The 22619-nt window shown below is 37.9% G+C and carries 21 protein-coding genes and 1 riboswitch; of the genes, 8 read left to right on the top strand and 13 right to left on the bottom strand.

From position 1 onward, the window contains the following. The first annotated feature begins 23 nt into the window (after positions 1-23). A complete protein-coding gene (locus tag ASU02_RS15715; protein WP_057765283.1) occupies positions 24-587 on the top strand; it encodes a YhcN/YlaJ family sporulation lipoprotein in 564 nt (187 codons plus the stop codon). A gap of 47 nt (positions 588-634) precedes the next feature. On the opposite strand, the gene ASU02_RS15710 is transcribed toward ASU02_RS15715, so the two are convergent. The 6 genes from ASU02_RS15710 to ASU02_RS15685 all read right to left on the bottom strand — a co-directional run bounded on the left by ASU02_RS15710 (position 635) and on the right by ASU02_RS15685 (position 5141). Beyond that, the gene (locus ASU02_RS15710) at positions 635-1222 is read right to left on the bottom strand and encodes a GNAT family N-acetyltransferase (protein WP_057765281.1); all 588 of its coding nucleotides are present in this window, start codon (positions 1220-1222) and stop codon (positions 635-637) included. A gap of 75 nt (positions 1223-1297) precedes the next feature. After that, entirely contained in the window at positions 1298-1501 is a 204-nt protein-coding gene (locus ASU02_RS15705; RefSeq protein WP_057765279.1) for a DUF6501 family protein, read from the bottom strand. A 48-nt stretch (positions 1502-1549) separates the two neighbouring features. Next, a complete protein-coding gene (locus tag ASU02_RS15700) occupies positions 1550-1786 on the bottom strand; it encodes a hypothetical protein (protein ID WP_057765277.1) in 237 nt (78 codons plus the stop codon). A 93-nt stretch (positions 1787-1879) separates the two neighbouring features. After that, positions 1880-3523 carry an AMP-binding protein gene (locus ASU02_RS15695; protein ID WP_057765310.1) on the bottom strand — a complete coding sequence of 548 codons (1644 nt, stop codon included), beginning with the start codon at positions 3521-3523 and terminating at the stop codon, positions 1880-1882. Between the two features lie 164 nt (positions 3524-3687). Further along, a complete protein-coding gene (locus ASU02_RS15690; RefSeq protein ID WP_057765275.1) occupies positions 3688-4485 on the bottom strand; it encodes a VOC family protein in 798 nt (265 codons plus the stop codon). A gap of 74 nt (positions 4486-4559) precedes the next feature. Next, the gene (locus ASU02_RS15685; RefSeq protein WP_057765273.1) at positions 4560-5141 is read right to left on the bottom strand and encodes a hypothetical protein; all 582 of its coding nucleotides are present in this window, start codon (positions 5139-5141) and stop codon (positions 4560-4562) included. Between the two features lie 187 nt (positions 5142-5328). Here ASU02_RS15685 and sda point away from each other — a divergent pair, with 187 nt between their 5' ends. After that, entirely contained in the window at positions 5329-5460 is a 132-nt protein-coding gene (sda, locus tag ASU02_RS15680; protein ID WP_057765272.1) for a sporulation histidine kinase inhibitor Sda, read from the top strand. A 120-nt stretch (positions 5461-5580) separates the two neighbouring features. On the opposite strand, the gene odhB is transcribed toward sda, so the two are convergent. Both odhB and sucA read right to left on the bottom strand, forming a co-directional pair. Next, positions 5581-6837, bottom strand: a complete 1257-nt coding sequence (gene odhB / locus ASU02_RS15675; RefSeq protein ID WP_057765269.1) for a 2-oxoglutarate dehydrogenase complex dihydrolipoyllysine-residue succinyltransferase — start codon at positions 6835-6837, stop codon at positions 5581-5583. Between the two features lies 1 nt (position 6838). Beyond that, positions 6839-9679 carry a 2-oxoglutarate dehydrogenase E1 component gene (gene sucA / locus ASU02_RS15670; protein ID WP_057765267.1) on the bottom strand — a complete coding sequence of 947 codons (2841 nt, stop codon included), beginning with the start codon at positions 9677-9679 and terminating at the stop codon, positions 6839-6841. A 412-nt stretch (positions 9680-10091) separates the two neighbouring features. After that, positions 10092-10203, top strand: a riboswitch (SAM riboswitch). A gap of 82 nt (positions 10204-10285) precedes the next feature. Here sucA and ASU02_RS15665 point away from each other — a divergent pair. From ASU02_RS15665 to metH, 4 genes are read left to right on the top strand one after another with little or no spacing between them, the layout of a single operon-like run. Next, positions 10286-11407, top strand: coding sequence for a methionine biosynthesis PLP-dependent protein (locus ASU02_RS15665; protein WP_057765265.1), 1122 nt, complete (start codon positions 10286-10288; stop codon positions 11405-11407). Further along, complete coding sequence (metC, locus tag ASU02_RS15660) at positions 11395-12585, top strand: cystathionine beta-lyase (protein ID WP_057765263.1); 1191 nt, start codon at positions 11395-11397, stop codon at positions 12583-12585. The genes ASU02_RS15665 and metC overlap by 13 nt, the downstream gene beginning before the upstream one ends. Before the next feature lie 2 nt (positions 12586-12587). After that, a complete protein-coding gene (locus ASU02_RS15655) occupies positions 12588-14453 on the top strand; it encodes a bifunctional homocysteine S-methyltransferase/methylenetetrahydrofolate reductase (protein WP_057765261.1) in 1866 nt (621 codons plus the stop codon). Beyond that, on the top strand, positions 14431-17883 hold the full coding sequence (metH, locus tag ASU02_RS15650) for a methionine synthase (RefSeq protein ID WP_057765259.1): 3453 nt from the start codon (positions 14431-14433) through the stop codon (positions 17881-17883). Before ASU02_RS15655 ends, metH begins: the two co-directional genes overlap by 23 nt. A 47-nt stretch (positions 17884-17930) precedes the next feature. Here metH and ASU02_RS15645 read toward each other — a convergent pair whose 3' ends face one another. Both ASU02_RS15645 and ASU02_RS26715 read right to left on the bottom strand, forming a co-directional pair. Further along, positions 17931-18245 (bottom strand): DUF3889 domain-containing protein, encoded by a 315-nt coding sequence (locus ASU02_RS15645; protein WP_057765257.1) that lies wholly within the window; start codon positions 18243-18245, stop codon positions 17931-17933. Continuing rightward, positions 18242-18382: a hypothetical protein gene (locus tag ASU02_RS26715; RefSeq protein WP_198317451.1), complete on the bottom strand. Its 141-nt coding sequence runs from the start codon at positions 18380-18382 to the stop codon at positions 18242-18244. The genes ASU02_RS15645 and ASU02_RS26715 overlap by 4 nt, the downstream gene beginning before the upstream one ends. A 128-nt stretch (positions 18383-18510) precedes the next feature. Here ASU02_RS26715 and ASU02_RS26440 point away from each other — a divergent pair, with 128 nt between their 5' ends. Beyond that, entirely contained in the window at positions 18511-18669 is a 159-nt protein-coding gene (locus ASU02_RS26440; protein WP_157684518.1) for a hypothetical protein, read from the top strand. A gap of 259 nt (positions 18670-18928) precedes the next feature. On the opposite strand, the gene ASU02_RS27395 is transcribed toward ASU02_RS26440, so the two are convergent. Continuing rightward, on the bottom strand, positions 18929-19108 hold the full coding sequence (locus tag ASU02_RS27395; protein WP_408607281.1) for a zinc ribbon domain-containing protein: 180 nt from the start codon (positions 19106-19108) through the stop codon (positions 18929-18931). 196 nt (positions 19109-19304) lie between these two features. Between ASU02_RS27395 and ASU02_RS15640 the strand changes: the two genes are divergently transcribed. After that, on the top strand, positions 19305-19697 hold the full coding sequence (locus ASU02_RS15640) for a globin domain-containing protein (protein ID WP_057765255.1): 393 nt from the start codon (positions 19305-19307) through the stop codon (positions 19695-19697). A gap of 18 nt (positions 19698-19715) precedes the next feature. Here ASU02_RS15640 and ASU02_RS15635 read toward each other — a convergent pair whose 3' ends face one another. Then, entirely contained in the window at positions 19716-20297 is a 582-nt protein-coding gene (locus tag ASU02_RS15635; RefSeq protein WP_057765253.1) for a glycerol-3-phosphate acyltransferase, read from the bottom strand. Positions 20298-20401: 104 nt separating this feature from the next. After that, entirely contained in the window at positions 20402-22561 is a 2160-nt protein-coding gene (locus ASU02_RS15630) for a beta-propeller domain-containing protein (RefSeq protein WP_057765252.1), read from the bottom strand. Positions 22562-22619: the final 58 nt, after the last annotated feature.

The raw sequence follows: 22619 nt of genomic DNA, 5'->3' as shown, positions 1-22619 counted from the left end.
AATGACTTGAAAGGAGTGAAAGTATGTTAAAGCTTAATTGGATGATTACTGCAGCTTTAATGACTGTTTTTCTTACAGCCTGCGGAGCAAACAACAATGCAAATGATACCGCTCTCGGAAACCGTGATGTAACGGATCCCTTACGAGTTAATAATGGGAATCGTTATAATGGTACAAATAATCTTAACGATCGAGACCCACTGCTCCGTGTAAGAAATAATACGCAAAATGACAATATTGATTCACCGAAAATGAGAGTAGCCGACAAAGTCGCAGATAAAATTTCGGCTATGCCAGAAGTAAGAGATGTCAATGTGATTGTTACAGACGATAATGCGTATGTTGCCGCACAGCTTGGTGAGGGTGTTGAGTTAACACGTGAAGTTGAAAGAAAGATCGCTGATCAAGTTAAAGCAGTTGACCAAAGTATTGACGATGTATATGTATCAGCAAATCCAGATTTCTATGATCGAATGACTTCCTATTCAAATGATCTTCGTAATGGGGAACCAATTGAAGGTTTATTTGAAGAGTTCACAAAAAGTGTCAGAAGGATGTTTCCTTCAAATGTAAATAATAATCGATAAGAGCAATACGAAAAGAGGATTAAAACGTAATCCTCTTTTCGTTTCTTTTAATTCATTTTTTCAAGCAGCCTTTTTTTTATTATTGGCCACTCTTCAATTAAGATACTATAATAGACGGTGTCACGAGCATAACCATCAGAAATAATTCTATCCTTTCGCATTATCCCTTCTTTAACCGCACCAAGACGGGCAATCGCCTGTTGAGAACGTGTATTTCTCCCATCTGTTTTAAAAAAGACACGATTTAAGTGCCAGTTTTCAAAGGCATGCTTGAGCAGGAGGTATTTACATTCGGTATTTACTTTTGTTCGCCAAACTGAAGGATGGTACCATGTAAACCCAATCTCTGCACTTTTGTTTGCAATTGAGATATCTAGAAAGCGTGTACTGCCGACAATTTCATTTCTTTTTTTATGAAATACAGCAAAAGGGTATTGAGTACCCTGCTCTTTTGCTATTAACGCTTTTGATATTTCAGCACTCAATTCTTCCTGAGAATCAATTTTTGTTGCCATATACGTCCATATTTCTTTATTGTCAGACGCTTTCCATAATGGGACTTCATGAATTTGTTCTAATGGCACTAACTTTACCGTATCACCTGTTAAAATAAGTTCTTTTTCATTAATATTCATTTGTACCTTCTCCTATAAAATCCCTTATATTTAAAAACTGCCAGCATTTTATTTGCTGACAGTTTTTTTCATTTGTTATGCATTTTCGAAATAATCTTTGTAAAAACCACCGACTTTACCTGAGTTATCGATGATAAAATAAAATTCCTCTGTTTCATTTTTAACATCATACGTTTTACCGGCAGTTAATGCCCTGTTTACGATATATTTAGCTGCATCTGTATGCACGCATTTAACCTTTTTCACTGTCTCTCGTTCACGCCAGTTTAGATGAATCATTGTAGCAACTCCTTCATTCTTTATATTTAATAGTATAAAGAAAAGGAGCTACTTCCTGCAAGATGATTCTCTTTTTTTTGAAAGTGACAATGAATGGGGATGGATTTTCATCCGAATGCTTCTGATCTTCTTTTCATCAAAAGTAAACATTTCTGTTGTAATCACATTCTTTAATGTAATATAAGTGTTTTCACATATTCGGTCAATTCGAATAAATTCTAGAAACTCATATGTCCGTCCATCGTAAACTAATTCTAATAATCGTCCATTTGAAAAATTATCCATATTTATAAACCTCTCTCTAAGAAGATGGCAATAGTTATATACCACCTTTCTAGACTGTTTTAAACATCTAGAGGAAAATAAATAAGTAGAAATCTAATTCAACGTATGAGCTTTTTCTATTTTCTCTTTAGCCTGCTCACGCAACCGATATTTTTGAATTTTACCAGATGCTGTCATTGGGTAGGCATCCGTAAATTCAAAATACCGCGGGATTTTATGACGAGAAATTTTTCCTATGCAGTATTCACGTATTTCTTCGCTTGTTACTGATTCTCCTTCTTTTAATATAATCCAAGCGACCAATTCTTCTCCAAATATCTCATCAGGTACACCGACAACCTGCACATCAAGAATGCTTGGGTGGGTGTATAGAAATTCCTCAATTTCGCGCGGATAAATATTTTCTCCGCCCCGGATAATCATATCCTTTAAACGGCCTGTGATCTTGCAGTAACCATGCTCATCCATTACTGCTAAGTCTCCAGTATGGAGCCAGCCATCCGCATCAATTGCTTCTTTTGTTGCGTCAGAATTTTTGTAATAACCCTTCATGACTTGATAGCCTTTTGTGCATAGTTCCCCTTGTACCCCATGTGGCACCTCTTTACTTGTTCCCGGTTCAACCACCTTTACCGCAACATTCGGCAAAGACTTGCCTACCGTTTCAACCCGCAGTTCAATTGGATCATCTGTTCTCGTTTGTGTAATGACAGGTGATGATTCTGTTTGTCCGTAGGCAATCGTAATCTCACGTATACCCATTTTTTCAATCACTGCCTTCATCACTTCTATAGGGCAATTGGATCCAGCCATTACTCCCGTACGGAGTGTAGATAGATCATATTGATTGAAATCAGGATCGTTTAATTCTGCTATAAACATGGTTGGCACACCATGAAGAGCTGTACATTTCTCATCCTGAACGGTTTGAAGTACGGCTTTAGGATTAAATTCTTGAACTGGGACCATCGTTGCTCCAACCGAAACACATGCGAGCGTCCCAATTACACAGCCAAAACAATGGAAAAATGGCACGGGAATACATAATCGATCGTCTTTTGTTAAATGCATGCTATGAGCGATATTATATGCATTATTAACGACATTATTATGCGTCAGCATGACACCTTTTGGAAAACCGGTTGTTCCTGATGTATATTGCATATTGATTACATCATCAGGATCAAGCCTATTGAAGCGCTCATCAAGCTGAAAGTCAGGCACAGAGCCACCTAAATTTAAAATATCTTCCCAGCTAAAAGTCCCCGGGAATCGCTTTTCACTGAGTACAATGACATTTTTTAGGAAGGGCAGCCGGCTGCACTGCAAGCGGCCAGGTTCATTTGTTTTTAATTCTGGAGCGATTTCATACAGCATTTCTATGTAAGAGGCACCTCGGTATTCTTCCATTAAGATAATCGTTGTCGCATCTGATTGCTTTAATAAATACTCCAGCTCAGCCGTTCGATAATTTGTGTTAACAGTAACGAGAACTGCTCCCATTTGGCCAGTTGCAAATTGAGTAATAAGCCATTCAGGTGTATTCGTTGACCAAGCTGCAATATGCTCTCCTTTTTCAACTCCAAGCTTTATCAAACCCTTTGCAGCTCGTCTGCAATTTTCATTCAACTGCTTATACGTCATCCGCAGTCCTCTATCTGCGTATACAACTGCTTCATGATCTGGATGCAGCTTTGCTTTTTCCTCCAATAGCTTCCCAACAGTCAAGCTTAACAGCTCTGTCATATGAGACCATCACCCTTTCGTTTAAACAGTTCTACATAACATCGTGAAATCCTTATAATTAATGTTAACATATATTATCTAATATTCAATATTTTCAAATAATAATAAATTGGTTAAAAAATACGTTACTAGCTTGTAACGCATTTTTTCATTATTTAACTATACTTCCCTTCAAATAAAGTGAAAGAGGTTTTATCAAGAACGGGGTCAAACGTAATTTCAAAAGGTCTTTCTCCTCTTTTGCTAAGGATGTTATGCATAGAGCTGTTCTCACTATGCGGCTGACAAAAGTGAATTTCAAACGAGTTTCCTTGAAGAATGGCCTTCTTCACTGATGAATGTTCATCCAATTGAATGCCAATTATGGTAAAATCAAATAAATTTGCCCAATCCCTTGCCGTCGATTCGCAGTCATTAACAGCTACCTTAATAGACTGAATAGAATGCTTGGCTAGTCTTTCATCCAAATACCCATTTGAGTTTAAATCATTCATCCGAACTGAATCTTCTTGCTCCCATTCGATAAAAAATGGATAGGGCAAGCTTGAAGAGTCTTTAATAAAAAGCATTTTCCACTTAATGATTAAACCATTTTGCCTTGTTCTGCTTCCGTTAAAAATTGGATATGTTTGACACCCTTTATTCTCAAGCTGTGTTTTCAAATGAACCATATTATCTGTTCGAAAGCAAATTTGGCCAAAACCTTCTCCCTTTGACAAGTCATGAACGAGTTGAGAGATTAAAGGATTGTCAGAGTCGGCAGCAATCTCTTGGTTCTCGATTGTTAAGTATTCTATATATGCATTGCCAACATAGAGTAAACTATTAAATGTTCCCCATTTTTCATGGCTTCCGCCCATAACAGCATGATACCCTTGATTCTTCCATTTTTCTACGGAAACATTTGGATGTTCCTTAATAAAATGAACAATATGGTCAAGTTCTAAGTTCATAGAATCGCTCCTTTATAGTAAACTGCTTCTATTTTAAATGGAAAGGAAGAAAAAAGAGAGCATGTACTATTCTCTTAGTTTAACTTTATCGCTTCTCCAGTCTTTTCATCTTCAAGAAGGAAGCCTTTCCCAATAAGTGTATCTTTCTCAACAGTTACATATCTTCGAGGCACTGTATCTCCTTCCGCTTCCTTTGATTCTAAATATACAACAATTTTCACTGTTTTTTCATCAATGATTTGGAGCCCTTTTATTGTCATTTCATGATTAATATAAGCGGGATCATTGACTTGAACGAGTAATACATCTTCCTTTTCCCACTCAAATGTCTCATCTAATTCACCAGCATGCTTCTCTTCTGTAAACACCCAAATCCCCCCTTTTGGCTGCCTTTCAGGAGAGTCAAAGAACCAGTTGACATTCTGAAATGCAATTTCTTCAAATGTTTCTTCTGCTACATATACTTCAGCTTCCTCTTTAGATTCAGTTTCTTTATTTTCAGCCTCTGCTTGTTTCTCGTAATTTTGTTCTTTTTCACCTCCATTTTCCTTTGATTCAGCTATTACTTCCTTTTTTGTTTCTTCTTTTTCTTTTGAACAGCCAGCTGTAATGACTAAAACAAGCAGGGAAAAAAATATCAGCTTCGCGAATTTCATAGCTGGATCCTCCTATGCATTTATTTCCAATGAATAATCTATGTTGAGTAAACCACTTTTTTTTAGCGTTTTTAAGGTTCGAAAGTCCTTTTTTTATCTATTTAGAAAATTAGGGTTTTCAAATGGAGCGGAAACGATTAAAATGAATGAAAGCTAGATATTCAATCCATTTCAGGAGGTATGCAGAATGAAGATTATGAGTAATGAACAATTGGTCGTCTCGTATCGTGATGCATTAAAGTCTGGGTCAGAGAAAGAATGGATTAGGATATTGAAAATGGAGATTACAAAACGCGGTTTAAAACCATTTAAAAAGTAAGTGAAATCAATTCAGAATTGGAGCGACAGGTTTTGATGCCTATCGCTCTTTTTTATTTTTGGGAGTTCGTTCGATCGACACAAAAAAGCAGGGCGTGATACAACCACCCTGCTTCCTCTATTATGCTTCAAATAACAATGATTCTGGATCTTCAATTAATTCCTTCACTCTAGATAAGAAAGTAACGGCTTCTTTTCCATCGACAATTCGATGGTCATAAGACAATGCAATATACATCATTGGTCGGTTCTCCATACGCTCTGCATCAATAGCAACTGGTCGCAGTTTAATGGAATGCATGCCTAAGATGCCGACTTGTGGTCCATTTAGAATAGGTGTGGATAATAGTGAACCAAAAACCCCGCCATTTGTAATCGTAAATGTTCCACCTTGCAAATCTTGTAAAGCTAATTTGTTATTTCTTGCCTTTTCAGCAAGATCTAAAATATCCTTTTCAATTTCAGCAAAGTTTTTACGATCTGCATCGCGTACCACTGGTACAACTAGACCTTCGTTCGCAGACACGGCAATTCCTATATCATAGAATTTTTTCAAAACGAGTTCATCGCCTTGAATTTCTGCATTCAATAAAGGGCTTCTTTTCAATGCAGCTACAACCGCTTTTGTGAAGAAAGACATAAATCCTAGTTTTACGTCATTTTCTTCCAAAAACTTATCCTTGCGACGTTTACGCAAATTCATTACATTTGTCATATCTACTTCATTGAAGGTTGTCAGCATCGCTGCTGTTTGCTGCACCTCTACAAGTCGATTAGCAATCGTTTGACGGCGGCGGGTCATGCGAATACGCTCGACTTCTTTTCCAGCAGGCTGAACAGCAGGTACTGCCTGTTGTTTTGAAGCTGGTGTCGCTTGCTGCTTTGTTTCCTCACGAGGGTTAAAGGTTGAGACATCATGAGCACGGACACGTCCAAGTGGATCAATAGTAGGAACTTGTGTAAGATCAATCCCTTTTTCACGTGCCATTTTTCTTGCAGCTGGTGACGCGATCGGACGCTGGCTTTTATGCTCATTACTTGTTTGAACCGATTCTTCTTGTTGAACAGCCGGTTTCGGTGTTTCTTGAATAGGAGCAATTCCAGATTCAGCTTGAGGCTGAACTGACTCAGCAGCTGTTTCTCCGCTTTCATCTACTACGGCAATCGTTTCACCGACATTAACCGTATCGCCTTCCCCCGCACGAACTTCCTTTAAAATCCCGCTATGCTCCGAAATGATCTCGACATTAACTTTATCTGTTTCAAGCTCAACAACGTAGTCCCCTTTATTTACGAGATCCCCTGGCTTTTTTAACCATTGTGCAATCGTTCCTTCTGTAATCGATTCAGCTAGTTCCGGTACTTTTATGTCTGCCACCTTAATTTCCTCCCTCTTGCTTATGCGTAAATGCTTCTTCAATTATTCGTGCCTGTTCTTTTTTATGGACATTTGGATCCCCTTCAGAAGGGCTTGAGCGTCTGCGTCTGCCAATATAGGAAACATCTATTTCCTTCTGTGCAATAAATTGTAATCTTGGTTCAACAAAATTCCATGAACCCATATTTTTTGGTTCTTCTTGTACCCAAACGATTTCCTTTAAGTTTGGATAGCGTTTCGTTATATTATGAATGGCTTCCATCGGGAATGGATAGATTTCTTCTACTCGTAAAAGATGGAACCACTCTTGATTATCAACAGCTTTCAGGTGATCAGCTAAATCAATTGCCATTTTCCCTGTGGAGAGAACAAGCCGAGTTACTTTATCCGTATTTTGCCCTAAACCAGGCTGTTCAATGACTGATTGAAATTCACCTTCACTCAAGTCACTTCCACTAGAAGCAACGAGCGGATGACGTAAAAGACTCTTCGGTGCCATTATAACTAGCGGACGAACCTCTTCACGTTTCAGAATCGCTGCCTGTCTGCGTAAAATATGAAAATATTGTGCAGCTGAACTCAAGTTAGCTACAGTCCAGTTATTCTCTGCTGCTAGTGTTAAAAATCTTTCTAAACGAGCGCTTGAGTGCTCAGGACCTTGACCCTCATATCCATGTGGCAACAGCATGACCAAACCTGATTTTTGTCCCCATTTTGCTCTGCCTGCAGCGATGAATTGATCGAATATAACCTGTGCAGAGTTAGCAAAATCTCCAAATTGTGCTTCCCATATAACGAGCGTTTCCGGTGCAAATACATTATAACCATATTCAAATCCAAGTACAGCTGCTTCTGATAAAGGACTATTATGAACGGCAAAGGAAGCTTTCGCCGATGATAATAAATGAAGTGGCGAATAAGATTTACCTGTGCTGCTGTCATGTAAAACAATATTCCGGTGGGCAAAAGTGCCTCGCTCAGAATCTTGACCTGTCAGCCGGATAGGCGTTCCATCATGAAGAATTGATGCAAATGCTAGAGTTTCCGCATGACCCCAATCTATCTTTCTTTCACCATCAAGAGCGCTCATTCTACGGTTTAGAATTTTGTCCAGCTTATTGAAAACTGTAAACTTTTCCGGCCATGTTAACAGCTCTTGGTTAATTTCCTTAAGTGTTTCAAAAGGAACAGCTGTTTGAAGCTTTGGCAGGCCTTTTTCTACTGTTTCTGGCGGATTTAATTCTTCTGTTTCTTTTTTTGTTGCTGGTACTTTTTCATAGGCAGCTTTAAGTTTTACCAATACATCTTCTTCTATATTTTCAACTGAAGCCTTGCTTATGATTAACTGATTTACTAGTTTCTGTCCATACAGTTCTTTTACCGTTGGCTGTTCATTAATGATTTTATACATTAATGGATTCGTTGCCATTGGCTCGTCCATTTCATTATGCCCAAAGCGGCGATAACCAATAAGATCGATTAGGAAGTCTTTCTGAAACTTTTCTCGGTATTCACTTGCAAATCTTGCTGCAGCTATACAGCTTTCCGGATCATCTGCGTTCACATGCAAGATCGGAATCTCATAACCTTTTGCGAGATCACTGGCATATCTAGTAGAACGTGAATCACGAGATTCTGTTGTAAAGCCAATTGTATTATTTGCAATAATATGGAGGGAGCCACCAGTATTATAACCCTTTAACTGACCTAAGTTTAAAGTTTCTGCTACAATCCCTTGACCAGGGAATGCGGCATCCCCGTGGATAATAATAGACATTGCCGAGTTTAGATTTTCAATTGGATAGCCCTTTGCTGTTCGATTATCCTGTGCTGCTCGTGTAAAACCTTCGACAACAGAACCGACAAATTCAAGATGACTTGGGTTATTCGCCAGTGTCAAACGTGTCACTGTCGTATTTTCGTCTTTAATTTGTTTATCAAGACCAAGATGATATTTTACATCACCTGTCCAGCCATAGCTAATACCAATTGATCCTTCAGAAGGTACAAGTTCTTTATTTGGAGCATGCTGAAATTCAGCAAAAATCATTTCATACGGCTTCCCAAGCACATGTGCAAGCACATTTAAGCGCCCGCGGTGAGCCATGCCGATATTAATGGTTTTTGCCCCTTTTGATACAGATTCTGCAACAATTTCGTCAAGTAAGGGCACCATTGAATCTAGCCCTTCAATTGAAAATCGTTTCTGACCAACAAATGTGCGATGAAGAAATTTTTCGAATTCTTCTACTTCAGTCAATCTTTTTAAAATCTTAGTTTTTTCTTCGACTTGTAATTTAAGCTTTAAGCTGCCTGATTCAACTTTACGGCGCAGCCAGTTTTTTTCATTTGCATCATATACATGATGAAATTCAAATGCAATCGTACCCATATACATGCTTTTTAAGTATTCTATTGCATCATACGCATTCTTAAGCGGAATAGGAGCGTCTTTACAGATGACTCCTGCAGGGATTGCATACAGATCCTCTTCTATTAACCCGTAATGTGATAGCTCAAAAAGGTTTTTTTCTGGTTCATGATCATTTAATGGATAAATGTCTGCGGCTAGATGCCCGTATGTGCGAATATTATCTGCCAGACGTATAGCTGACAATGTTTTTTCTAATTGCGGAACAGTTTGATTAACACCACTAATTTCCGCAATCCCTTTTCGGTCTTCAATAACAGGTGCTCCAGTTGTTTCGAAGTAGGCCCTCATTTCTGGATCAACAGAATTAGGGTCCTCTAAGTAAGCTTCATATAGTTCAATGACATAGCCAAGGTTCGGGCCATGAAAGCCTTCAGCAAAAGGCTTTTCGCCATTCAATGGCTTTTTCATGGAAAATGACCTCCAAAACTGAATTTGTAGTAAATGCAAAATAAACTTTTTATCCACTTTTTTACATAAAATGATAATTATTAGAATAATAATATTTTTCAGAGGATAAATCGTTTTCAAAGCCATTCTACCATGTAAAACCCTGATATTCAAAGGTTTTTAATATGAAAATAGTGAAAAATATTTTTTTTATCTATTCCAAGGAAAAACTTATACTAAAAAAGTGTTTGTGTTCCTTATAAATAAATGTTAAATGGGTCAATTAATTTTTTTTAGCACTTCCTTATTCGAAAAATATATCGAAGAATTTTTAGTTTACATAATAATATTATTGTACTTTAGCACATTTTTTCAAAATCCATTGACTTTCATTATATAAATGTTGTAAAGTTTGAAATAATTAAATAATGATTTCTTATCAAGAGAGGTCGAGGGTAAGGCCCGTAGACACCTCAGCAACCATTAATCTATCAGATTAATAAGGTGCTAATTCCTGCAAGTTTTTATAACTTGAAAGATAAGAAGAACGGCTAATTAATGCTTATGAAAAAGTCTTCTTCTTAAAGAAGACTTTTTTTATTTTTATAGACAAAAGGAGTGTAAATAATGCATAAGCTCGACACAATTCTTGCCCAAATCGGCAATCGCAGTGAAATAGATACAGGAACAGTTAATCCCCCCGTTTACTTTTCTACAGCCTATCGGCATGAAGGAATTGGACAATCAACCGGATATGATTACATCCGTACCGGAAATCCAACCCGCCAATTGCTTGAAAAGGCCATTGCTGAGCTTGAAGATGGCGATCAAGGATTTGCATGTAGTTCAGGTATGGCAGCTATTCTAACCGTCCTCTCCCTCTTTCAATCTGGCGATGAATTTATCGTTTCAAAGGATTTATATGGTGGTACTTATCGGCTATTTAAACAGTGCTGCAAGCAATGGGGATTACGATGTAAATATGTTCAATCTTTTTCTGCTGAAATCCTGGAAAAAGAAATGACTGATCGAACAAAGGCCATTTTTATCGAGACACCAACGAACCCCTTAATGGAGCAAACCAATATCGAAGAGGTTGCTTATTTTGTGAAAAAACATCAGCTTTTGCTGATTGTTGATAACACGTTTTTCACCCCCCTTTTACAGCAGCCCTTAAAACTAGGAGCAGATATTGTGATCCACAGTGCAACAAAATATATAGGCGGCCATAATGATGTATTGGCAGGGCTTATCGTAGCAAGGGGCAAGGAAATCTGTGAAGCATTAGCTGCTAATCATAATGCAGGAGGTGCGGTATTAAGTCCGTTTGACTCTTGGCTGCTTATACGTGGAATGAAAACACTATCTTTAAGAATGGAACGTCATGAAAGAAACGCAAAGGAAATTTTCAGATTTTTATTTGAACATGATGCCGTTACTGATGTACTTTATCCAGGACGAGGTGGAATGATTTCATTCCGAATCAAAGATGAAGGATGGGTAAATCCGTTTTTACAATCTCTCCACCTCATTACTTTTGCAGAAAGTCTTGGAGGAGTAGAAAGCTTTATAACATACCCTGCAACCCAGACACATGCTGATATTCCAGAACATATCCGGTTTGAAACAGGTGTATGCAATCGATTACTGCGTTTTTCGGTCGGAATTGAGCATGCAGAAGATTTAATAAATGATTTAGAGCAGGCTTTTGCTAAAGCTCAGACGGAGGGTATGCAATGTGTGAGATAGAGTCATGGAGTTTTCAGACAAAACTTCTTCATAATAGTCAAAAAATTGATCATCCAACTGGTGCAGTCAGTGTTCCAATTCAACACGCATCTACTTTCCATCAGTATGATATCGATTCATTTGGAAAGTACGACTATAGCCGAAGCTTGAATCCAACGAGAGAAGCATTGGAAACAGTAATAGCTGATATGGAGGAAGGAACTAGAGGCTTTGCATTTTCTTCAGGAATGGCTGCCATTTCAACTGCATTCCTTTTATTGTCAAAGGGAGATCATGTAGTAATTACAGAGGATGTATACGGCGGAACTTACCGCTTTGTCACTGAAGTGCTTTCAAGATATGGAATTAATCATACTTTTGTTGATATGACTGATTTAGATAAAGTAAAGGAAGCTATTCGTCCAAATACAAAGGTCTTTTACGTTGAAACTCCATCCAATCCACTGCTGAAAGTTACTGATATTAAAGCAATCAGCTCGATCGCTAAGGCCCATGGTGCTTTAACCTTCGTTGATAATACCTTCCTAACACCTGCATTACAAAAGCCATTGACTTTAGGAGCAGATATTGTTCTGCATAGTGCAACAAAGTTTTTATCAGGGCATAGTGATGTTGTTGCTGGACTTTCTGTAGTAAAGGACCCAGTTCTAGCAGATAGAATTGGATTTTTGCAAAATTCATTTGGAGCAGTGCTTGGTGTACAGGATGCTTGGCTCGTTCTACGCGGAATCAAAACGTTACATGTGAGGCTTGCTCAATCTATCCAATCGGCCAAACAAATCGCCCAAGCCCTTAAGGAAAATCCAGCCATCAAAAATGTTTACTATCCTGGCCTAGAGGACCATCCACACTATGTTTTACAAGGCAGGCAAGCAAAAGATGCTGGTGCTGTCCTCTCTTTTGAACTTGAAAATGAAAGGATATTAAGAGATTTTGTTTCAAAGGTGAAAATTCCTGTGTTTGCTGTGAGTCTTGGTGCTGTGGAATCCATCCTTTCCTACCCTGCAAAAATGTCCCATGCAGCCATGCCCTTACATGAACGTGAAAAACGAGGAATTAGTAATAGCCTCCTTCGCCTTTCTGTTGGTTTGGAGAACTCAGAGGATTTATTAAGGGACTTTAAAACAGCACTATCTGCAAGTAGATTCGAAGAAAAAGTATTTCAAAGAGGAGAATGAAAATGAGTTTCCTTGAAAGAATGAAAAATGAAATCCTCATTGCTGATGGAGCAATGGGAACCCTACTCTATTCTTATGGGACAGATTGCTGTTTTGAAGAATTAAATATATCACAAGCGGATCAAATCCAGCAAATTCATAAAGCATATATACATGCAGGTGCAAACCTTATTCAAACCAATTCCTATGCCGCCAACTATATAAAACTTCAAAGATATGGCCTTGAGGATAATGTAAAGGATATCAATACTGCCGCAGTCCGAAATGCCCGAAAAGCTGCTGGAAAAGACAGCTATGTAGTTGGAACAATTGGCGGAATCCGAGGAATGAAGCCAAATATGGTTGTTCTTGAGGAGATAAAAAGAAGTTTTCGGGAGCAGCTCTACTGTCTCCTTCTTGAAGGGGTAGATGGTATATTACTTGAAACGTATTATGACATTGAAGAACTGGAAAATGTCCTCCAAATTGTTCGGAAAGAAACTGAATTACCTATTATTGCCCAAGTTTCCCTTCATGAAGTCGGTGTTCTTCAGGATCAAACACCCATTTCAAAAGCTATCGAACGGCTCGAGAATCTTGGCGCTGATGTTGTTGGGTTAAATTGCCGTCTTGGCCCCCACCATATGCTAGAAACATTGGAGGATATTCCCCTTCCAAACCGAGCCTATTTATCAGCTTATCCAAATGCAAGTATCCCAGCTTATACGGATGGGAAATTTCATTATGAAGGAGACCCAAATTATTTCAGACAGTCTGCAAAAGCTTTTCGAAATCAAGGTGTTCGATTAATTGGCGGCTGCTGCGGTACAACGCCTGATCATATTCAAGCCTTTGCATCTGAACTCAAGGGCCTCCCTCCAATTTCAGAAAAATTAATTAAGAAACGTGAGCAGATACGTATTTCTGATGGAAATCTACCTGTAAGAGAATATACTCCTTTAGAGGATATCGTAAAAATGAGATCATCTGTTATTGTCGAACTTGATCCCCCTAAGCACCTTAATACAGCAAAATTTTTTGAGGGTGTGAAGGCTTTTAAAGAAATTGGAATTGATGCCATTACTCTTGCTGATAATTCACTTGCAACGCCAAGAATTTGTAATTCAGCACTAGGCTATCGGGTTAAAAAGGAAATAGGCATGCGTCCATTAGTACACATTACTTGCAGAGACAGGAATATTATTGGTCTTCAATCTCATTTGATGGGACTTCACACATTAGGACTATATGATGTATTGGCATTAACCGGTGATCCGGCAAGAGTGGGTGATTTTCCAGGGGCTTCTTCGGTATACGATTTATCATCGTTTGAGTTAATTAAGATGATTAAACTATTTAATGAAGGGATTTCTGTTTCAGGAAAACATTTACAGGAACAATCGGTTTTTTCTGTGGGTGCTGCCTTTAATCCAAATGTTCGATCCATTGAAAAAGCCGTGCAAAGACTGGAAAAGAAAATTTCTTATGGGGCAGATTATTTCGTTAGCCAGCCAGTTTTTTCAGAGAAAAAATTATTGGAAATTCATGCAGCTGTCAAACACTTAGAAAGGCCCATATACATTGGGATTATGCCATTAACAGGGAGCAAAAATACAGAATTCCTTCATAATGAGGTACCAGGAATAAAAATATCAGAAGAAATACGCAACCGTATGGCCAATCTTAAGGATGACCCAGTCAATGCAGCACTTGAAGGAGTAGCAATTGCGAAATCTTTAATCGATGCAGCATGTGAACTTTTTAATGGAATTTACTTGATAACACCGTTTATGCGTTTTGATCTTACTGCTGAATTAGCATTATATGCACATGAAGTGAGCGCTAAGATTACGAGGAGGAACGAAAATGCAAAAATCAGTATTAACTAAACAACTAGAGAAAAAAATTCTCATTATGGATGGCGCAATGGGCACTATGCTTCAAAATGCTAATTTATCTGCAGATGATTTTGGCGGTGAGGAATATGAAGGCTGCAATGAGTATTTAACAATTACCCTCCCTTCTCTTATTGAACGGATTCACCTTGAGTATTTGCATGCTGGTGCTGACATCATTGAAACGAATACCTTTGGTGCAACAAGTGTTGTTTTAGAGGAATATGGGCTAGCACACAAGGCTTACGAGCTTAATAAGAAATCTGCTCAGATTGCTAAAAAGGCAGCTGATCAACTATCAACAGATGAATTTCCGAGATTTGTTGCTGGTTCTCTGGGACCAACAACAAAAACATTAAGTGTTACAGGTGGTACGACATTTGAAACACTTATTCAATCTTATGAGGAGCAAGCACTAGGGTTAATTGATGGAAATGTCGACCTTCTTCTGCTTGAAACGAGTCAGGATATGCTGAATGTAAAAGCTGGATTCATTGGCATTCAAAACGCTTTCAAAAAAACGGGTAAACAATTGCCGCTTATTATATCTGGAACGATTGAACCGATGGGGACCACTCTTGCAGGACAATCGATTGAAGCTTTTTATATCTCATTAGAACATATGAAGCCATTGGCTGTGGGATTAAACTGTGCAACAGGCCCTGAATTCATGCAGGATCATATACGATCCTTATCAAGCCTTGCATCTACAGCAATTAGCTGTTATCCGAATGCAGGGCTGCCTGATGAGGAAGGGCAATACCATGAAACCCCTGAGACGTTAGCACAAAAACTGGGAGGCTTTGCTTCAGAAGGCTGGCTGAATATCGTCGGGGGCTGCTGTGGAACTACCCCTGAACACATTAAAGCAATTTCCGATGAAATGAAAAAATATTCACCGCGAGTGTTTGAAAAGAGTACAATTCATAAAGTTTCCGGGATCGAACCATTTATTTATGATGATCCTACTCTCCGTCCAATCATGGTTGGCGAACGAACAAATGTCATTGGTTCACGAAAATTCAAACGATTGATTCGAGAAGGAAAATTTGAGGAAGCTTCGGAAATTGCCCGCGCACAAATAAAAGGCGGAGCTCATGTAATCGATGTTTGTCTTGCAGATCCAGATCGTGAAGAGCTTGAAGATGTAGAAAACTTTATGAAAGAGCTTGTCAAAAAAGTGAAGGCTCCCCTTGTTATTGATTCTACCGATGAAAATGTAATAGAAAAGGCTCTGACGTACTCTCAGGGCAAAGCGATTATTAACTCGATTAATCTTGAGGACGGTGAAGAAAAATTTGCAGTGACCGCTCCCCTAATTCATACGTATGGTGCTGCTGTGGTCGTGGGTACAATTGATGAAAAAGGGATGGGTGTTACTGCTGATAAAAAGCTTGAAATTGCGAAGCGCTCATACGAGTTACTGGTGAATAAATACAGCATTCAACCGGAGGATATTATTTTTGATCCGCTAGTCTTCCCTGTTGGAACAGGTGACGTACAATATATTGGATCAGCGAAAGCCACGGTAGAAGGCATTCGGCTAATAAAAGACGAAATGCCTGAAGTTCAAACGATCCTAGGTATTAGTAATGTGTCATTTGGCCTCCCTCCTGTCGGTCGAGAGGTCTTAAATTCTGTTTTTCTCTATCACTGCACACAAGCTGGCTTAGATTATGCCATTGTTAATACGGAAAAGTTAGAGAGATTTGCCTCTATACCTAAAGAAGAAGTACTGCTTGCAGAAAAGCTGCTTTTTGAAACAACTGATCAAGCGCTAGCAGAGTTTACAGACTTTTATCGTGACAAGAAAAAGGAGCAGAAAAGTATTTTGCCTGATATGACACTGGAGGAACGTCTTGCCTATTATGTTGTTGAAGGAACGAAAGAAGGACTGACAGCTGATCTTGAAGAGGCACTTAAAGTCTATCCTGCTCCCCTTGAAATCATAAATGGCCCACTAATGGATGGAATGAAGGAAGTTGGCCGGTTGTTTAATGATAATCAACTAATTGTAGCCGAGGTGCTTCAAAGTGCAGAAGTGATGAAAACTTCTGTTTCATTTTTAGAGCCTTATATGGAAAAGGATGACACAACAGCCGGAAAGGGAAAAATTGTCCTTGCAACTGTTAAGGGTGATGTGCATGATATTGGCAAGAATTTAGTCGATATTATTTTAAGCAATAATGGATATGAAGTGATTGATCTTGGAATTAAAGTAGCACCAGCACAGCTAGTAGAGACGATAAAAAAGGAAAAGCCAAATATGGTTGGATTATCTGGTTTGCTTGTGAAATCAGCACAGCAAATGGTCATAACCGCCCATGATTTAAAGCAAGCTGGAATTGACATCCCAATTTTAGTTGGCGGTGCTGCCTTATCACGAAAATTTACCGATACAAAAATCGCTAAAGAGTACGATGGGCTCGTACTTTATGCAAAGGATGCGATGAATGGCCTTTCGCTTGCCAACCAGCTGCAGGAGCCTTCAGAAGTAGAAAAACTAAAGCTTCAGCAAGTCGAAAAACAAACCGCTGCTTTGAATGCTGTACCTTTTGATAGAACCGGATTGAATACAGCAACAGCCATAAAAATGAGACCAAAATTAGATATAAATGTTCCTGTTTTTGTTCCAATGGATTTAAAACGAAGATTACTGAAGTCCTATTCCCTTTCCCATATTGAACCCTATATTAATAAGCAGATGTTAATCGGACATCATCTTGGCTTAAAAGGAAAGCTCGAAAAATTACTTGCTGAAGGTGATGAGAAGGCGATTAAAATAAATGATATGGTGAATGACTTGCTTCAAGAATCAAAGGCTAATGATTGGATCAAGCCTGCCGCAGTTTATCAATTTTTCCCAGCACAGTCAGATGGCGATAAAATTATTATTTATAATGAAGAGCAAACAGCCATTATTGAAACATTTGAATTTCCAAGGCAAGAAGTTGAACCCTATCTTTGTCTAGCAGATTATTTAAAGTCTACAGCTAGCGGACAAATGGATTATGTCGCCTTCTTTACCGTCACTGCTGGGAGAGGCATTCGTCAAGTGGCAGATCATTTAAAAGAACAAGGCCGTTTTCTAGAATGCCATGCCCTTCAGTCACTTGCCCTTGAAACGGCTGAAGGCTTTGCTGAACTTATTCATCGCCAAATTAGAGATCGCTGGGGGTTCCCTGATCCAGTTGAAATGACCATGAAGGATCGTTTTTCTGCAAAATATCATGGGCAGCGTTATTCTTTCGGTTATCCAGCTTGTCCAGACTTAGATGATCAGAAAAAGCTCTTCCGTTTAATCTGTCCAGAGGACATTGGTGTTCATTTAACCGACGGCTGTATGATGGAGCCTGAAGCATCCGTTTCAGCTATTGTCTTTGCCCATCCTGACGCAAGATACTTTAATGTATTAAAGGTTTGAATTCATCCAATAGCATCTGCTTTTACGTGCAGATGCTATTGGATTTTTTAATTGCTTGTTCTTTGTGTATTTACACGTATAACCTGATCATTTTTGGGATCAAATTCAATCTGAATGAGTAGTCCGAACTCTTTACCCTGATCATCCACCCAAAGCTTAAACTTTTCTATCGAAGAATTTGGCTTGTCCTCTCTCCCAATATGCAAATAGTCTACAATATTCGCACGAGGATATTTTTCTTTTGCTGTCTTAACAGCAAGTTGTCCCCATTTTGCATAGGATGGCGGCGATGCATAAGAAGGAAAGCCTGAAAATAATAAAACCCCTATAATCAATAGACAAGCAGAAGCATTCTTCTTCATGTACTATGCCCCTTTGTATTATCGGTTTCAGCACGCATTCGTTCTTCCTCTTCCTTCACACATATATAGGCAATTTGTTCGGACATTAAATGGTGCATAATATCTTTATCATCTAAACATTCAATATCTTTTTCCATTGAAAACATACCTCCAATCAGACTTGTTTATAGGTTTTGTTAATGGAAGTATGCTTATTCAAAATGAGTATGAGTTTATGAATAATTTTGATGAATTTCCACACTCTATTATCAGGAGGTGTATTGAAATGGAAGATAATATTCCTGAAATGACATTATTAATAGAAAGTATGAATGGTGCATTTACGACGGAGTCAGCTGTAATTAACCTTGGAACGGATTACGAAATGTCGGATGAAGAAAACAGCAATCATGATGAAGAAATAAAATTTGTTTTTGAAGATTAGTTTAAACAATGGATAAATTAGTATCTTGCGAATGCTGGTTATACCCCAAATCACAATGGTTTGACAGAATTTGAAGGGCTAATAAAAATATGTGCAGTAAAGTAGAATTTTTGACGAATATTGCTAATAAAAAGGAAGCACTGTCTTTGTCTATGCAGTCTTCAGCCAGATTAATTGCAATCAGAGATAATCGAGTCCTAACAAGTTTCACATGCACATTAGATATGATGAACTTGTTTATAACGAGAATAACCTTGTTTTAGCCAAAATTTATTAAACCACACACATTTCTGGAGATGATGATATTACAATACAAGGCAGCCAGAGTTTTTTTACAATAGATAAATAGATTTTTATTCTGGAAATCGAGCATTTTTGATAACCTATTCCCTGCCTTCACCACTTCTTTTTGACCCGCTTCGACGCTTCCGCATTGTATAATCTTTTTTCTTCCTTTTCCCCACCCTATTTATCTTTCTATTTGACTATCCTTTAGGAAGAGTAATGTATAATGTACAATTAGAAAATCTTCTCTAATGAACGTTTAACCAAACGTGATCTAAATCACAAAAATTTATACTATTAATCATTATAATTAGGATAACTGATAGAATATCGTTAGTAGGTGAGTAAAAATGGATTATAAATTTAAGAATCTTTTTGATGAAATTGGCGGCGCGGATACCATTGATAAATTAGTCAATGCTTTTTATCCGAGAGTGTATGCAGATAAAGATTTGCGGCCACTGTTTGAAGATGACATGGAAGAAATAAAAAGAAAGCAGCGGATGTTTCTTTCTCAATTTACTGGTGGACCAGCTCTTTATAGTGAAGAGTTTGGCCCTCCTGCGATGCAAAGAAGACATCTTCCTTTTGAAATCACACCAACACGAGCAAAGTGCTGGCTTCGCTGTATGAAGGAAGCCTTTCATGAGATTGGGCTGGATGAACATCCTTCTGGTCCTGTTTTCTATGATCGATTGACTCAGGTTGCTGGCATTATGGTAAATAGTCCTGATCCTGAATAAAAACAATCCTAACCGAAGTTAATTTCGGTTAGGATTGTTTTTTCTCCATTTTTCAAACAAGTTCTGTGAATGTGCTAACAGAATAATAAGTGTCAGCCCAATGAATCCCCACATCGACGAGACAGAATCATGGAGGAAAAAAACAGCAACAGGCAGAACGAGAAAGGAACCAAGACCGGAAAAGGTAAAACTTTTTGTAAATGGATAGGTGATTAAAAATGCGCTAATGATAACAATCGCTAATAATGGTTCAAATGTGAGTGCCCCACCAATAAAAGTAGAGATTCCCTTCCCTCCTCTAAACCGGAATAGAATTGGTTTGATGTGCCCGATTAATGCAAATGCAAGCCCTATTAATTGTTCCAACGCAGACAACTCAAGCAATCTGCCAATGAAAACAACTAGAGCTCCTTTTAGGGCATCCCCAAGAAAAGTAAGAACAAAAGCTTTTTTTCCATATAAACGACCTGCGTTTCTTGCACCAGGATTACCTGAACCTTCCCCGCTAATTTCTCCCTTATGAAGAATTTTAATAAGAAAATGTGCGGTTAAAATATTGCCAAAGAAATAAGAACAAACATAATAAAATAATAGATTCATAGATTACTCCAGTCTTAAAAGAACAGTTGTTTACGTTTAATTATGAAGGAATTTCCATCATTCTTCAATAAAAATAGCACCCATTATCTGGGTGCTTCCTTTCACTATTTTTTAAGATTCAGCTCTCCTTTTAACTTATAAGATCCTAATTCATACGAGCTAATTTTATTTGGCGATAACGCATAGAATGAGTCACCAATATAAAGGACCCGTTGGATGCTGTCTTCCCACTCCTCATAAATGGCATTTGGATCATTATGAGTCATTTTAGCCTTCAGAGAAAATCCCTTTTTTAGATCAATGTTGTAAACGTACGCGCCTTGGAATTTAAAGGTTGAGTCCCATTCCATTTCATTAGATGATTTTCCATTTTCATAAACGGTTATTGGGAAAGCGAATAGGTTTTTCTTCTTATCAAAAAGCAGGGCCTTATGGTCATAGTTTAATGGGGAATAGGTTCCCCTCCCGCCAATTATTTCTGTAAATTTCTCCTTTGGATTCGACAAATCTTTGATATCAAATAGTGAAAGCTTTACACCGTTAGTGAAAATAATCGGCTGTCCGTTTGCCCCTTTTCCGGGTACTACTTTTGTATCATGGCCAAAACCGATTAAATGATTTTCATCATATGGATGAAGATAGTTGCTAAATCCAGGTATTTTCAATTCTCCTAATACCTTTGGCTGTTTAGGATTTGATCCGTCAATGACAAAGAGTGGATCAGTTTCCTTAAACGTAACAAGGAAAATTCTTTCATTAATAAAGCGAGCTGAGTATATTCGTTCCCCTCTTGCTAAATCCTCTAGCTTTCCAGCTTGCTTTAAATTTTCATCCAGGATGTAAAGGTTATTGGCAGATGGTCTTGAATTATCCCATACTTGCCCCTTAGTAGTAGCAATGCGGAAATACCCTTTATATTCGTCCATCGAGAATTGATTTAATATTGTCCCTGCAATTTCGTTAGAACTGTGGAAATCAACCTTCATGCCATCTACAGAAAATTTATAAATCGTTGTATCTGGGCTGAATGAATAATCTCCTTTAATCGCCATTGGCATATAATTCGTAACAGCAAGATAAATATTGGTTTTGGACATATATAGCTGCTCTCCGCTGCCTAAATACGTTGTGAGAGCTATTTTTGAAGCCGGTTTTTCTAAATCAATCACAGCAATGTTTGTAAAATTGGTTTCTTTTGATTCTGGAAAGTACTGTATCTGATCATAATTAATAGCTTGCATTTTTGTATGACTAGCAGAATCTGAATATCTAGGTCGAATATCAATTTCTGGATTCTCACGAAGCAGCCAATAATCTGGGTATTTATTGGCAATTAAATATACCTTACCATCCATAAACCTTGAAGTAACAAGGGTTCCTTCAATCTCAAACTCCCTTATTTCTTTTGGATTGTTTTTCTCTTTTACATCATAAATAATCGCTTTCGTTGTTTCATTTATAGGTGCAATGTTCATATCTGCTGGCTTTTTTTCGATCTCCTGACCTTCGTAACTTGTGCCCATAACGATTAACCGATCATTTTGTAAATACATTTGAAAAGGATAAAACGATTGGTTAAAAGTAATCTCTTTTTCAATAGACATTTTATCAGCAGGAATTGCCTTAACAATTTGCAGTGTATTATCTTTCAGTTGATAAATATATTTGCCGTCTGTTTTGACTATATCTGCCTCATCAATTCCATTCACTTGTACATTTGTTTCTGAATGACTTTGTGACTTTTCAGATTCACCTGCTGCTGAATCCATTGCAGCTTTCTCTTGAACAGTGTACTCCTTATTTTCCCACACTTCTGTCATTCTTTTTAAGATATGTTCGTTTAATTTACTATTCGATTCAACAACCGGCAATGATTCTTTAACAGTAAATCTCTGTATAATACTAGCTATCATTTTTCTGCCCATGTTGGATTTGATTTCCTCTGATAGTTGTAATGTATAGGACGAAAACCTATAACCGTTTTCTGGCGGTTCAATAAGAATTGTTTTTTGGTCTTCACTCAATGAAACAGTTGCCTTTTGTCTCTCTCCCTTTTGATTCAAAACATAAACAGTATGCTCAGAAATACTTGATGGATTGAGTTTTTCAGAAAAATGAATTTTCCACTGTTTGTTTTTTAATACGATCACATTTTCCTTTTCTTCTAATCCACCCATTACCTTTAATTGAGTTGCAAAGAAGCCAGTAAGAATAAACAACATACAAACGAGAGCGCCAACCACTAATACCCACTTTTTTTTCATATTCTTCACTCCTTTATAGCTATTGACGCGCTGCGATAGAAAACTGTTACATATTTGT

Origin of the sequence: Cytobacillus praedii (genome assembly GCF_001439605.1) — a bacterium.
Lineage (GTDB): Bacteria > Bacillota > Bacilli > Bacillales > Cytobacillaceae > Cytobacillus > Cytobacillus praedii.
The sequence above is the reverse complement of the archived record's forward strand: the minus strand, read 5'-3'. Positions and strand labels throughout refer to the sequence as shown.

Bases quoted from the DNA above. Each gene is read 5' to 3' on its own strand.
- ASU02_RS15715 (WP_057765283.1), top strand. From the start codon at position 24: ATGTTAAAGCTTAATTGGATGATTACTGCAGCTTTAATGACTGTTTTT.
- ASU02_RS15710 (WP_057765281.1), bottom strand. From the start codon at position 1,222: ATGAATATTAATGAAAAAGAACTTATTTTAACAGGTGATACGGTAAAG.
- ASU02_RS15705 (WP_057765279.1), bottom strand. From the start codon at position 1,501: ATGATTCATCTAAACTGGCGTGAACGAGAGACAGTGAAAAAGGTTAAA.
- ASU02_RS15700 (WP_057765277.1), bottom strand. From the start codon at position 1,786: ATGGATAATTTTTCAAATGGACGATTATTAGAATTAGTTTACGATGGA.
- ASU02_RS15690 (WP_057765275.1), bottom strand. From the start codon at position 4,485: ATGAACTTAGAACTTGACCATATTGTTCATTTTATTAAGGAACATCCA.
- ASU02_RS15685 (WP_057765273.1), bottom strand. From the start codon at position 5,141: ATGAAATTCGCGAAGCTGATATTTTTTTCCCTGCTTGTTTTAGTCATT.
- sda (WP_057765272.1), top strand. From the start codon at position 5,329: ATGAAGATTATGAGTAATGAACAATTGGTCGTCTCGTATCGTGATGCA.
- sucA (WP_057765267.1), bottom strand. From the start codon at position 9,679: ATGAAAAAGCCATTGAATGGCGAAAAGCCTTTTGCTGAAGGCTTTCAT.
- ASU02_RS15665 (WP_057765265.1), top strand. From the start codon at position 10,286: ATGCATAAGCTCGACACAATTCTTGCCCAAATCGGCAATCGCAGTGAA.
- metC (WP_057765263.1), top strand. From the start codon at position 11,395: ATGTGTGAGATAGAGTCATGGAGTTTTCAGACAAAACTTCTTCATAAT.
- ASU02_RS15655 (WP_057765261.1), top strand. From the start codon at position 12,588: ATGAGTTTCCTTGAAAGAATGAAAAATGAAATCCTCATTGCTGATGGA.
- metH (WP_057765259.1), top strand. From the start codon at position 14,431: ATGCAAAAATCAGTATTAACTAAACAACTAGAGAAAAAAATTCTCATT.
- ASU02_RS15645 (WP_057765257.1), bottom strand. From the start codon at position 18,245: ATGAAGAAGAATGCTTCTGCTTGTCTATTGATTATAGGGGTTTTATTA.
- ASU02_RS26715 (WP_198317451.1), bottom strand. From the start codon at position 18,382: ATGGAAAAAGATATTGAATGTTTAGATGATAAAGATATTATGCACCAT.
- ASU02_RS26440 (WP_157684518.1), top strand. From the start codon at position 18,511: ATGGAAGATAATATTCCTGAAATGACATTATTAATAGAAAGTATGAAT.
- ASU02_RS15640 (WP_057765255.1), top strand. From the start codon at position 19,305: ATGGATTATAAATTTAAGAATCTTTTTGATGAAATTGGCGGCGCGGAT.
- ASU02_RS15635 (WP_057765253.1), bottom strand. From the start codon at position 20,297: ATGAATCTATTATTTTATTATGTTTGTTCTTATTTCTTTGGCAATATT.
- ASU02_RS15630 (WP_057765252.1), bottom strand. From the start codon at position 22,561: ATGAAAAAAAAGTGGGTATTAGTGGTTGGCGCTCTCGTTTGTATGTTG.